Raw genomic sequence first — 11,769 nt, 5'->3', positions numbered from 1 at the left:
CCGTGCAGGATACGCGAGGCGCCGATCATCGCGGCAGCCGGTCGCTCACCTCGACGAGGAGCGGCACGTCCGAGCGCGTGGGTCAGGGCGCGGGCTCGCTCAGGTACCCGGCGAGCGCGGCGCGCACGGGGTCGGACACCACACCCGGACCACCGAGCACGACGATCCGCGCGGGGTCGAGCCGCTCGAGCTCCGCCGCCACGGCAGCGGGAAGGCTGTCCCTCACGGTGAGGAGCACCGGCCCACCACCCGCTCCGGCCGCGGGCGCTCCGGAGAGCCCATCCGGGAAGTTGAGCCCGTTCGCGACGTAGACGACGGGGACACCAGGGTCGAACGTCGCGGCCGAGATCGCGGCCGACGTCGCGGAGCGGTCCGCTCCCGCGGCGCGGGTCACGCTCTTCGACGGGGTGTACTCGGCGAGCTGCTTCGCGACGGCGGCGGAGACCGAACCGGTGCCTCCCAGCACGACGATCCGGCCCGGACGCAGCCGCCGGAGCTCGGCCGCGACCGACCCGGGGACGGCGTTCTGGCTGATGAGCAGCACCGGCGCCTTCCGAGCCCCCGCCGCGGGGGCGCCGGAGAGCGCATCCGCGAACGCCAGACCGTTCGCGACGTAGGCCACCTCGACTCCGGGGGCGAAGGTGGCAGTCGAGATCGCCGCCGAGGTGGCGAACCTGTCGGCCCCGGAGAGGCGGCTCACCTGCCCTGTCGCCGTCAGGCTCTTCAGCTGGGTGACCACGTCCGCGGAGACCACCCCGGCACCGCCGAGGACGACGATCCGCTCCGGTCGGAGCCGCTTGAGCTCGTCCACGACGGGGTTCGGCACCGTCGTGGGCCCGACCAGGAGCATCGGGGCACCGGAGGCGGCAGCGGCCGGTCCTCCGGACAACGCGTCCGGGAACGCCATGCCGTTCGCGACGTACGCGACCTTCACCCCGGGCGCAAAGGTGGCGGCCGAGATCGCCGCGGACGTCGCGAACCGGTCGGCACCCGAGATCCGCTCGACCGCGGTGCCGAGCTCTCCGAAGTACTGGGAGGCACGGCTCTGGATGTACGACAGCTTCCCGTAGGCGAGCGTGCCGGGGCACTCGGTCTGATGGGTGTCCCGGTGACCGAAGACCTTGGGGAGGACCACCGACTGTCCGGCCTCGAACCGGCCGCCGGCCGTCCTGCTCGCCGCGGTGAACGTTGCCTTCCCTGCCGGGTCGACGCCGTACTGCGCGAGCCGGTAGGCGATGATCTTCGCGACGCCGTCGAGCTGCGCCGTCGAGGGTGCCACGTTCGTGTAGGTGCCGACCATCGCTACCCCGACCGTGCCCGTGTTGAAGCCACCGGTGTGCGCTCCGATGAGCGCTCGCTCGATGCTGCCATCGGCCCCCTCGTAGACGTTCCCCCACTTGTCGACCAGGAAGTTGTAGCCGATGTCGCACCAGTCGTTCCCGGACTGGTGGAACGCCTGGTCGTTCCTGATGATCTGCATGGCCTCGGCCATCGACGTGTAGTCGTTCGCGTTCACCGTGTGATGGACCGCACCGCCCTTGAGCGTCGCTGCCGAGCCCCAGGCGCAGGACGCCGGAGCCGCGCCCCACTGCTCACGCGTGATGATCGTCGGGAAGGGGGTCTCCGCAGCCGAGACCGCAGCGGCCCCAGCCACCGGCGCGGCCCCGGACCTCTGTGCGGCCGCCGAGCCTGTCGGTTCGGAGGAGACCGTCGTGACCTGGACGCCGTCGGGCAGGGTCGCGTCGTCGTCGACGGTGGCGATCTCCACCGCGTCCGAGTCGCCCACGTACACGGTGCTCGACGACACGACGTCGCTCGTCGCGGCGTCCGCTCCGTCTGTCGCCCGGTCCACGTGGGTCCATGGACCCCACGACCCGTCGACGGCCCGCGCGCGCAGCCGGATCTCGGGCACGGCTGCGTCGATCTCGGACGACCACGTCACGGCGGCGGTCTGGAAGCTCTCCGCGACGGCGACGGCACCGTTCTCGGCGACGTCGTGCGTCTCGACCTGAGCCGCCTGAGGACCCACCTGGGGCAGGGCGGCGGCGACCGGTGGCGCGTCAGCCTGCCCCGCCGTTGGCTCGAGCACGGACGACCGGGGCAGGGCGCTCCCCGCCGGTGCGAGCACCACGGAGAGCACGAGCAACGGGGTGACGCCGTACGAGAGAGCCTTGCCCGCGACGGAACGTGCCGACACCGGCGCACTCTTCGTGACGCTCGGCCTCGGTGTGGTCCGTGCAGAGTGACGCGCCACGGGATCGCCTCCTAGGGATGCGCGGAATGTCCGCCTCGACACAGAATGCGGACGAAGGGAACTTAGCCCAGATCACGGCCCGGGAGAAGCGCCGCGTCCTGACGCGCCTACAGGACGCGTCGGACGACCGGGACCCGGCGGAGCAGGAGCACGATCGCGTAGGTCACCACGAGGACGAAGACCACACGCCCGAGCATCAGCGGGGCCGAGCCCGCCGCCTTGGCGCCCCCCAGGACAGGCAGCGCCAGCATCAGGTTCCACACGATCAGGTGGAGCACGAACACGCCGAGCGTCGCGTCTCCCGCGACACGACCAACCGCAGCGGCGCGAGGCGTGGCCAGCAGACCGAGCAGACCGCCCGGCCTCACCACGCTCTTGACGACGAGATACACGAGGACGGCGTAGACCTGGACCTGGACGCCGTAGTACGTCGTCGGCAGGAGCTGGCGCACGAGCTCCGGTGCCGCAGGGTTCTCCCAGAGCCACCACTGCACCACGCCGATCCCCGCCGCGCCGACGGCTGCCGCGGCGAGGACCCAGCCGCGCAGCACGACGTCGCGCAGGCCCCAGCCCAGCAGGTAGAGGCCGAGGTACGGGATCCACCACGTCCAGGCCGTGTGCACCCACGCGACCGGTAGCCCGAGGACACCCTCGGCGGCTGCGGACGCAGCCGTCATCCCGACGAGTGCGGCTCCGGCGACGCACACCGGGCGTCGTCCTGTCGTGCTCACCCACGGCACGAGCACCGGGGTGACCAGCGCGAGCCCGAGCACGATCCAGAAGAAGTAGAGCGCGGTGTAGAGCCGCCCCGTCGCGGACTGCTCGACGAACGCGCGCACGCCGAGGTTCTCGCCCAGCACCGCCACGCAGAAGGCCCACCAGACCAGGTGCCACACGACCACGGCGGGGAGCAGGCGCAGCGCTCGCTTGCGCAGGAAGGCCCCGGCCCCGGCATACCGTGCTGGGTCGAGCAGCAACGCCCCGCTGACCAGGACGAACGCCGGGACGGCATAGTCCGATCCGAAGTCGAGCCAGATCGCCAGGTTGCCGTGGAACGTCCCCCGGGCGCCGTCGACGATGGCGTCGTGACCGACGACGTGGATGCACACGACGGCGGCGATCGCGAGGACACGAAGCCACGAGACCCATTCGAGGCCGGTGACGCCGGCGGTCGGCAGCCGCGACGACGCCGCGATGGCCTCGCGGGAGGGCACCGGGGTGGAAGGAGGGGGGGAGGCCACGGGCAGGAGCGTACCGGGGCCCCCGGACGAGGTGTCCGAGGGCCCCGGCTACCGAGGGCCGGGCGACTCAGCAGGTCGTCAGGTTCTCCACGGCGGCATCGAGCACGCCCGGGCCGCCGATGACGTAGAAGCTCGTGACTCCCCACGAACGCGGGTCACGCACGGCCTGCGCAGGGATGCACGACGGCAGCGACAGGTAGAGCGGCTCGAAGAAGTATCCCGCCATAGCCCCTGCTGAGAGGGCGTCCGGGAAGTTGAGGCCGGAGGTGTAGTTCACGGAGCCCGGCGTCAGCACGCCGTCGGCGTGGAGCAGGCCGAAGAGGTAGGCGTTGATCGCGTTCGCGGTGCCGAACCGGTCGTTGCCGGCGAGTCGCGTCGGGACGGTCACCCAGGGCTGAGCCAGGAGGTTGCGCTCGTAGGCCGACGAGATCGACGCCGCCCCGCCCGCGAGGAAGAGGTACTCCGCGCCGAGCCTGTCGCGCAGGAGGACCGTCGTCGCCGCGTCGGCCGTCGTCGCCCGCCCGTCGACGAGCACCACGGGCGAACCGACCGTCGCCGCGGCCGCGCTCGCCGCGAGGGCGTCGGCGTAGCCCGTGCCGCTGGCGAGGTACGCGATCCTCGAGGCGTCCATCCCGCGCGCGGCGTAGTCGAAGCCGCGCTGGACCACGACGCGCGACGTCTCATAGCGGTCCCGACCGGCGTCCCGCCGGATGTTCGGCTGGATCGCCGCGAGCTGCGCGTACGCCGCGTCGGACACCGAGGCGGTTCCGCCGACGACGACGATCCGTGCCGGGTGGAGGCGCTCGATCTCCCACAGCACGACCTCCGGGATCGCGGCGGCCGGGGTCAGGAGCAGCGGGCCGCGGTTGAACGCCGCGGCCGGCGCCGCCGACAGCGCGTCGGCGTAGCCCATCCCGCTCGCGACGTACACCACCGGCGCCGCCTGCTCGTCGGCGTCGATGCGACCGTTCAGGACACCGGACCGCCCGCCGTCGCCGAGGCCGTAGAGGTGCGAGACGGCGACGGCGGTCTCCCAGCGGTTCTGGCCGTACACGCGGTCGACGCTCTCGTCCGCCGCGACGGCGAGCGCGGCGGGCTCGGCCCCGAACGCCCGAGCGGCGAGGGCTTCGACGGCGACCGAGTCAACGGGCTCGGTGTCCTGGGGACGGAAGGCCCGGAGGTGGGCGACCCGCTCCTGGGCGGCCGCGACGAGCGCCGCGTCGGCGCCGTCCGGGGTGCTGGGAGCGGCCTGGGCGGGAGCTGCGAAGAGGGCACCCGCGGTGACCGTCGCCACCGCGCACGCGAACGCAACGACCCGGGACCGGGCCGTGCGCGAACTTCCTGTTGCCATGGGCATCTCGACTTCCTCGACGATTTGCTCGAAACGGGTGAACCCGTCGACGACGGCCCCCCGAGCGCCGTGATCGTAGCGTTCCCGAACGCGGGGAGGAAGCCGCTGTCCGACCGACACCCACGCGGGGCCGTCGACGGGCACGCCAGCCGCGAGGGCGACCTCTCGACGAGTGCCCTGCGGAGCCTGACGCCCGGCTCCCGTTAGCATCGATGTCCGTGAAGATCCTCAGCGTCGTGGGCGCGCGCCCGCAGTTCGTCAAGCTCGCCCCGATCGCCCACGCCGCGACCGCCGCCGGCGTCGAGCACGTCATCGTCCACACGGGGCAGCACTACGACCCGATGCTCTCGGACGTCTTCTTCTCGGAGCTCGGCATCCCCGACCCGGACGTCCACCTCGGTGTCGGGTCCGGGAGCCACGGCGTCCAGACCGGAGCGATCCTCGGTGCGCTCGACGCCGTCCTCGACGCTCACGCCCCAAGCTGGGTGCTCGTCTACGGAGACACCAACTCGACGCTCGCCGCGGCCTTGAGCGCCGTCAAGCTCCATCGCCCGATCGCGCACCTCGAGGCGGGACTGCGGTCCTTCAACCGTCGGATGCCCGAGGAGCACAACCGCGTGCTCACCGACCACGCCGCGGACCTGTGCCTCGCGCCGACGCAGGTGGCGATGGACCACCTCGCCGCCGAGGGGCTCGCGGCACGCTCCGTGCTCGTCGGGGACGTCATGACCGACGTCCTCCACCAGGTACGCGACGCCGTTGCCGACCGCCCGCTCCCGCTGCTCGCCGAGGCCGGCCTCGAACCCGGGGGGTACTACCTCGCGACCTTGCACCGTGCCGAGAACACCGACGACCCCGCGCGGCTCCGCGACCTCGTCGCCAGCCTCGCAGGGCTCGACCGGCCCGTCCTGCTGCTCGCCCACCCTCGTCTCGTCGCGAAGTGCGCCGAGCACGGTATCGAGCTCGAGACGGGAGCTCTCCGTCCCCGCTCGCCGCTCGCCTATCCGGACCTCGTGGCGGCGGTCTCCGCCAGCGCCGGCGTCGTCACCGACTCCGGCGGCCTGCAGAAGGAGGCCTTCCTCCTGCGCGTCCCGTGCACGACGCTGCGGACCGAGACCGAGTGGGTGGAGACCGTCGAACTCGGCTGGAACGTCCTCGCCCAGCCGGACCAGGTCCGCGACGCGGTGACCCGTCCTGCGCCAGAAGCGACCGGAGCCGCGCCGTACGGGGACGGGCGCGCGGCGGAGCGCGTCATCGACGTGCTGCTCCGTGACGCGCCGGGCGAGGTCAGCGCATGACCTGCCGGTACGCGGACTCGTAGCCCCGACGTACCGTCGCGGCCGAGAAGCGGTCACCGACCGTCGCGGCGACGTCCGCGGCGGAGAGCTCGGCGGTCCGTCCGAGGACGGCACACACCGCACGCGCGTACGCCGCCCCGGACTGCGTGCCCACCAGCTCTCCCACCGCGGGGTCCAGGTATTCGGCGTGACCACCGTTCGCGCCGGCGACGACAGGCCGGCCGTGGACGAGCGCCTCCGCGGCAGAGACGCAGAAGTTCTCGCGGAGCGTGGGCAGCAGGAAGAGGTCGGCCCGGTCGAGCTCGGCGAACACGCGGGGTGCGGGTAGGCGGCCGACCAGCCGGAGCCGGTCCGCGACGCCCCGCTCCCCAGCCCGACGCAGCACGTCCTCGCGCAGCGGCCCGTCCCCCACCCAGGTCAGCGACACGTCCGGTACGTCCGCGGCGAGGAGCGCGAGGGCGTCGACGGCCGTGAGCGGGTCCTTGCCCGGTACGAGACCGCCCACGGCCACGAGCCGGCCCGCCCGCGGCCGGGGCACCACGGCGTCGGGCGGCTCCACGACGCACGGCACGACCTCCACCGGTCCGCGCCGGAGACGCCCGACGGGCCGGGCGAGATACTCGCACACGGCCGTGACGGCGTCGGGCCGGGCGAGCGCGCGGCCGAGCAACGGCATGGCTGCCCGCCACGCCCAGGGGAGCGAGCTCGGGTTGGAGATGCCCGACCAGTGCTCCGTGTGCACCCACGGCACACCCGGGCGGCGGGCGAGGAACGGCAGGAGCGACGGAAAGGCCATCGTGTGCACGACGTCGAACCCCCGCGCGAGACGACGCGCCGCCCGGGACGCGCGGATCCAGTGATCGGGCCGCGCAGGGTCCATCGGCACCTGCCGGACGACGACGCCGCCACGCACCGAGAACGGGTCGCCGGACGCGAGGCGGGGCGCGACGAGATGGAGGACCTCGACGTCGTGCGCGGCCGCCAGCGTCAGCACGTCCTTCTCGACGAACGCACCGGTCGCGGGGTCGTCCACGCTGGGGTACCACGCCGTGACCACGAGGATCCTCATGCCGCACCCGCCCCGCGCGTCGGGCGCGAGCGACCCGCGAGCGCCGACGCGACCATGAACCGTAGCGGGGCCTCGCGGTGGAACGACCACCGCACGTCGCGCGGCACGAGCGTCCCGGGCCGGCCGAACCGTCGCCGCGCGACGGAGGCCGCGACGAGGACGTCGGCTCCGACCGTCGTGTCCAGGACCGCGTCAAGCAGCGCCCGGTCGGCACGAGAGAAGGGCGCGGCCGCCCGGGGGGCCGCACCAAGGAGCTCGACCGTGGCCTTCCGGAGCGCGGTGCGGTCGTCGGGCCCCCAGGCCGTGGCGTCGGGCCGGTTGTGGACGGCGCCGAAGACATGGATACGGACGAGCTTCCGTACGACCGCGTCGCGGACGTCCTGCGGCAGGTCTCGCAGTTCGCGGACGACGCGCGGGACGTAGGCGAGCTCGGTACCGACCGGTCTGGACTCTCTCGTGACCCTGCCCGCAGTGTCGTCCATCACCACGTACGCCGGGCCGCGGTCGAGACTCACGGCCGCACTGGAGAACCACAGCGCGTGCACGTAGGAGATGTCCTCCCCCACCTCCACGTCCGGGGTGAAGCGCAGGGCGCCGAACCGAGCCGTCGACACCAGGCCGAGCGGCGCGCTGCGGTAGGCCAGACGATCGCGGACCCCGTCGAGGTGCGCGCGGCGCCAGGGCCGCGCGGGCGGCGTCCGCATCGGGGGGCCCGCCTCGTGGCGCACCCGTGCGACGACGACGTCCGCACGGTCCCGCCGCGCGGTCCGGAGCCACGAGTCGACCGCCCCCGGCTCGAGCGCGTCGTCCGAGCCCAGGACGGACGTGAACGGTGCCGTGGCAGAGTCGAGACCGTGGTTGAACGGGCCTGCCGGCGATCGGACCCCGTCCCGGTGCTCCAGGACGCGTACCCCCTCGCCCAGGCCGTCGAGGAGCGGAGCCACCGAGTGCGCCCCGATCTCGTGGCAGACCACCGTGACGCGCACGCGCGCCCGGTTCCGTAGCGCCGAGCCCACGGCCCGTGCGACGGGGCGACGGACGTCGTGGACCGCGACGACGACGTCGACGTCGGGTCCACGTTCGGGAGCGGAGACATCAGCATGCACGGAGGGCGACGCTAGCACCGCTCTACAGCACGGACCGAACGACGGGCACGCGCCGCAGGACGAGCGTGGCGGTGTAGGAGATCACCAGCACGCACGCGACGCGGGCGACGAGTTGGACGGAGGACCCCGCGGCCGCGTCACCCCCGAGCGCCGGGATCCCCGCCACGACCGGTACCAGGAGGAGGTGTGAGCAGAAGACCCCGAGGGTGGCCGCGCCGAGCACTCGCCCGACCCGCGCGGGAGCCGGACGTGCCAGGACGCGGCCGACGCCGCCCGGTCTGACGAGCGCGCGGGCGACGAGGAGGACGAGGACCGCGTCCACGTGCACGCCAAGCCCGTAGTAGGAGACGGGCGAGACGACCTGCAGCCAACCGGGCGCCGCGGGGTTGCGCCATTGCCACGTGAGCAGCGCGCCCAGCAGGACCGCGGCGGTGCCCGCAGCGACGAGCGCCACGCCCCGCAGGACCACGTCCCGCAGCGCGCTCCCCAGCAGGTAGAGGCCGAGATAGAACAGCCACCAGGTCCACGGGGTCTCGACCCACACGGGCGCGGCCTCGAGGCCGTTCCGCAGCGCGACCGTCAGGACGGGCATGCTCGCGGCGCACAGCCCCGCGAGGAGGAGTGAGCGTCGCGGGGCCGTGGCCACCCACGGCACGAGCACCGGCGTCACTACGACGAGGCCGAGCACGACCCAGAAGTAGTAGAGGTGCGGGTAGAGCCGACTGTGACGGTCAACTCGAGGAAGTCCCGGACGCCGATCTCCTGGTCAAGGTACACCACCCGGAACGCCCAGTAGACGAGGTGCCAGACGAGGAGTGCCGGCAGCAGGCGGAGCGCGCGTCGGCGCAGGAAGTCCCCCGTGCCACGAAACCGAGCCGGGTCGAGGAACAGTGCGCCGCTGATCATGACGAAGACCGGGACCACGAAGACGAAGCCGATGTCGAGCCAGATCGCGAGCCAGCCCAGTCGCGACGTCCTCGCCCAGGGCGCGAGCGCCGTGGACCCGACGACGTGGATGGTGACCACGCCGACGATCGCGAGCACGCGCAGCCAGTCCAACCACGCGAGGTCGGGGGCCGACCCGCGCGCGGGCGCGTCGACGTGCGCCGGGACCGGGACGCGCGGAGCACCCGCGACGTCGGTCGTGCCCGAGGTCACCCCGGCCTCCTGGCGACGAGCGCCTCGACCGCGTCGAGCCACGGCCGCGACCTGACCTCCGCGGAGAGCTCGCGGGCGGCGCGGTCCGAGGCGCGCCGCCACTCGTCGACCCTCTCGACGTCGAGGCCGTCCAGGATCGTGCGCAACGCCTCGGCGGTGAAGGACTCCGTCACGGTTCCGAGCGCATGGCCGCGCACGACCTCCTCCATCTCGGCAGACGGACCGATGACGACGCCGAGGCGTGCCTGGACGTAGTCGAACAGCTTGTTCGGGAGCGCGGCCGCATAGTTGGGGTTGACCGGCGGAAGGACGAAGACGCCCACGTCGTAGCGGTTGAGCGTCGCGACGAGGTCGTCGTACGCGACCGGCGGAAGCACGCGCACCCGCGCGGAGCCCGCGACGCGTTCCTCGAGCTCGCGGGTGTACACCGGGTCGTTGGGGACGAGGTAGAGGTCGAGCAGGACGTCCGACGACGAAGCCTCCACCGCGTCGATCATGAGCTCGAGCGAGCGGTTCCGCTGCGCGACCCCGCTGTGGACGAGACGGACCGGTCGTGCCGTTGGGTGCGGCGCGAGGTCCGCGTAGGGCGTGGCGTTCACGACGACGTTGACCGGGGCGCCCAGGTCACGTGCGTAGCGTCGTGCGAGTGTCGGAGCGACGGTCGTGAACGAGTCGGCGCCGCGCACCCGTGTCCGCACGAGCCAACGGAGATAGGGGGCCACGAACCAGCGCCAGCGCCGGAGCTCGCTGTTCTGGCCCGGCGCGTACTCGTGCAGGTCCGCGTGCACGCCACCACGGGGGCAGAGCTCCACCGCGAGCGGAACCGCCTCGACGTCGTTGGCGAGGACCACGTCGAACGCGCCGACCGGGAGATGCTCCCGCGCCCAGGACACGGCCGAGTTCCTGCGGTACACCGCCGCGTAGCGGCGCAACAGCAGCAGCCGACGGTCCTTGACCCACGCCATGCGGTCCGCGGGCACCTCGACGTGCGCCGTGACTCCCTCGGGTGCCGGGCCGTGACCGCAGGTCGTGACGTCGTAGTCCTGGGCGAGCAGGCGTACCTGCTTGAGGACACGGGCGTCGGACGCGATGTTCGAGAAGGACAGGACGAGGACCGACGGGCGTTCGCTCATCGGGTACCGACCCTGGCGAGCCCCGCGATGACCTCGTCCCAGACGGCGACCTGAGCATCCGACGCCAGGTCGTGCGCCGACGCGTCCGAGGCGGCCTTGAGCGCCGCGACACGCGCAGGGGTCAGGGCGTCGAGGACCCGCGCCAGCGCGTCCGTGGAGAAGTCCTCCGTCACGAGGCCGATCCCTCGTTCCCGCACCACCGCCGCCATCTCGGGCGACGGACCGACGATCAACGCGACCCTGGCCTGCACGTAGTCGAAGACCTTGTTGGGCAGCGCCCACTGGTTGTTGAAGTTCACCGGCGGGAGGACGTGCACGCCGATGTCGTACCGGTTGAGCGTCGCCACGAGCTCGTCGTACGGCACCGCGTCGTGGACGGTGATCTCACGGTCGCTGCGCGCCGCGCGCTCGCGCAGCTCGCCCAGGTAGCCAGGGTCGTTCGGAGTGAGGAAGAGGTCGAGCGACACCGGGGTCGTGGACGCGTCGACGGCGTCGAGGAGGAGCATCAGGTTGCGCTTGCGGAGACATGCTCCGCTGTGGACCAACCGCACCGGTTCGACGACCGGCACGGGCGACAGCGCGGCGTACGGCGCGGCGTTCGTCACGACACGGCAGTCGACGCCCAGCTCGTCGCGGTAGGCCCGCGCGAGCCCGTCGCCGACGGTCGTCGCCGCGCCGGCGCGCGCTGCATAGCGACGGGCCAGCCAGCGGTAGTACGGAGCGATCCGGCGGACCCAGGCCGGGTTGTCCTCGTGCAGACGCGGCGAGTACTCGTGGAGGTCGGCGAGCACGTGCTCCGGCTCGGCGACGTCGAAGGCGACCGGGACCGTCTCGAGGTCGTTGGCGATGGCCACGTCGAAGCGACGACCCGCCAAGACGCGGCGGGCCGCCCGCACCGCCGGGACGGCACGGTGCACGAGCGGGTAGACCCGGGTCGTCACCAACCGTCCGTCGAGCTCGTGACGCGCGTCGTCGGGGATCGCCACGTGCTCGACGCCCTCCAGGGGTGTCGGCCCGTAGCCGCACGTGGTGACGTCGTACGAGGCGGCGAAGTGCCGGATCTGCTTGAGCACCCGGGCGTCTCCCGCCAGCGGGGAGAACGACACGATCAGCATCGTCCGCCTGCTGCTCTCGGCCATGGGTCCGCTCCAGGGGTCTC

The 11,769-nt window shown here is 72.9% G+C and carries 10 protein-coding genes; 1 reads left to right on the top strand and 9 read right to left on the bottom strand.

Annotation, left to right across the window (positions count from 1 at the left end):
• Positions 1-82 precede the first annotated feature (82 nt).
• The 3 genes from ACFC2L_RS10170 to ACFC2L_RS10160 form a co-directional block, all read right to left on the bottom strand.
• Positions 83-2,197 (bottom strand): cell wall-binding repeat-containing protein, encoded by a 2,115-nt coding sequence (locus tag ACFC2L_RS10170; RefSeq protein ID WP_375824197.1) that lies wholly within the window; start codon positions 2,195-2,197, stop codon positions 83-85.
• 164 nt (positions 2,198-2,361) lie between these two features.
• Positions 2,362-3,495: an acyltransferase gene (locus ACFC2L_RS10165; RefSeq protein WP_375824196.1), complete on the bottom strand. Its 1,134-nt coding sequence runs from the start codon at positions 3,493-3,495 to the stop codon at positions 2,362-2,364.
• A 67-nt stretch (positions 3,496-3,562) separates the two neighbouring features.
• Positions 3,563-4,846, bottom strand: a complete 1,284-nt coding sequence (locus ACFC2L_RS10160; RefSeq protein ID WP_375824195.1) for a cell wall-binding repeat-containing protein — start codon at positions 4,844-4,846, stop codon at positions 3,563-3,565.
• A 218-nt stretch (positions 4,847-5,064) separates the two neighbouring features.
• Between ACFC2L_RS10160 and wecB the strand changes: the two genes are divergently transcribed.
• Positions 5,065-6,144, top strand: a complete 1,080-nt coding sequence (gene wecB / locus ACFC2L_RS10155) for a non-hydrolyzing UDP-N-acetylglucosamine 2-epimerase (RefSeq protein WP_353708688.1) — start codon at positions 5,065-5,067, stop codon at positions 6,142-6,144.
• Here wecB and ACFC2L_RS10150 read toward each other — a convergent pair.
• The 6 genes from ACFC2L_RS10150 to ACFC2L_RS10125 are packed head-to-tail and all read right to left on the bottom strand — an operon-like array spanning position 6,134 to position 11,749.
• On the bottom strand, positions 6,134-7,213 hold the full coding sequence (locus tag ACFC2L_RS10150) for a glycosyltransferase (protein ID WP_375824194.1): 1,080 nt from the start codon (positions 7,211-7,213) through the stop codon (positions 6,134-6,136). The genes wecB and ACFC2L_RS10150 overlap by 11 nt on opposite strands.
• Positions 7,210-8,319: a glycosyltransferase gene (locus tag ACFC2L_RS10145; RefSeq protein WP_375824193.1), complete on the bottom strand. Its 1,110-nt coding sequence runs from the start codon at positions 8,317-8,319 to the stop codon at positions 7,210-7,212. Before ACFC2L_RS10145 ends, ACFC2L_RS10150 begins: the two co-directional genes overlap by 4 nt.
• A gap of 22 nt (positions 8,320-8,341) precedes the next feature.
• On the bottom strand, positions 8,342-8,980 hold the full coding sequence (locus ACFC2L_RS10140) for a hypothetical protein (protein ID WP_375824319.1): 639 nt from the start codon (positions 8,978-8,980) through the stop codon (positions 8,342-8,344).
• Positions 8,981-8,988: 8 nt separating this feature from the next.
• The gene (locus ACFC2L_RS10135; RefSeq protein ID WP_375824192.1) at positions 8,989-9,477 is read right to left on the bottom strand and encodes an acyltransferase family protein; all 489 of its coding nucleotides are present in this window, start codon (positions 9,475-9,477) and stop codon (positions 8,989-8,991) included.
• Positions 9,474-10,610: a glycosyltransferase family 1 protein gene (locus ACFC2L_RS10130; RefSeq protein ID WP_375824191.1), complete on the bottom strand. Its 1,137-nt coding sequence runs from the start codon at positions 10,608-10,610 to the stop codon at positions 9,474-9,476. The genes ACFC2L_RS10135 and ACFC2L_RS10130 overlap by 4 nt, the downstream gene beginning before the upstream one ends.
• The gene (locus ACFC2L_RS10125; protein ID WP_375824190.1) at positions 10,607-11,749 is read right to left on the bottom strand and encodes a glycosyltransferase family 1 protein; all 1,143 of its coding nucleotides are present in this window, start codon (positions 11,747-11,749) and stop codon (positions 10,607-10,609) included. Before ACFC2L_RS10125 ends, ACFC2L_RS10130 begins: the two co-directional genes overlap by 4 nt.
• Between the last annotated feature and the right edge of the window lie 20 nt (positions 11,750-11,769).

Source organism: Cellulosimicrobium sp. NPDC055967 (assembly GCF_042269845.1).
Lineage (GTDB): Bacteria > Actinomycetota > Actinomycetes > Actinomycetales > Cellulomonadaceae > Cellulosimicrobium.
The sequence above is the reverse complement of the archived record's forward strand: the minus strand, read 5'-3'. Positions and strand labels throughout refer to the sequence as shown.

Coding starts and splice junctions, on each gene's coding strand:
- ACFC2L_RS10160 (WP_375824195.1), bottom strand. CDS start 4,846: ATGGCAACAGGAAGTTCGCGCACGGCCCGGTCCCGGGTCGTTGCGTTC.
- ACFC2L_RS10150 (WP_375824194.1), bottom strand. CDS start 7,213: ATGAGGATCCTCGTGGTCACGGCGTGGTACCCCAGCGTGGACGACCCC.
- ACFC2L_RS10130 (WP_375824191.1), bottom strand. CDS start 10,610: ATGAGCGAACGCCCGTCGGTCCTCGTCCTGTCCTTCTCGAACATCGCG.
- ACFC2L_RS10125 (WP_375824190.1), bottom strand. CDS start 11,749: ATGGCCGAGAGCAGCAGGCGGACGATGCTGATCGTGTCGTTCTCCCCG.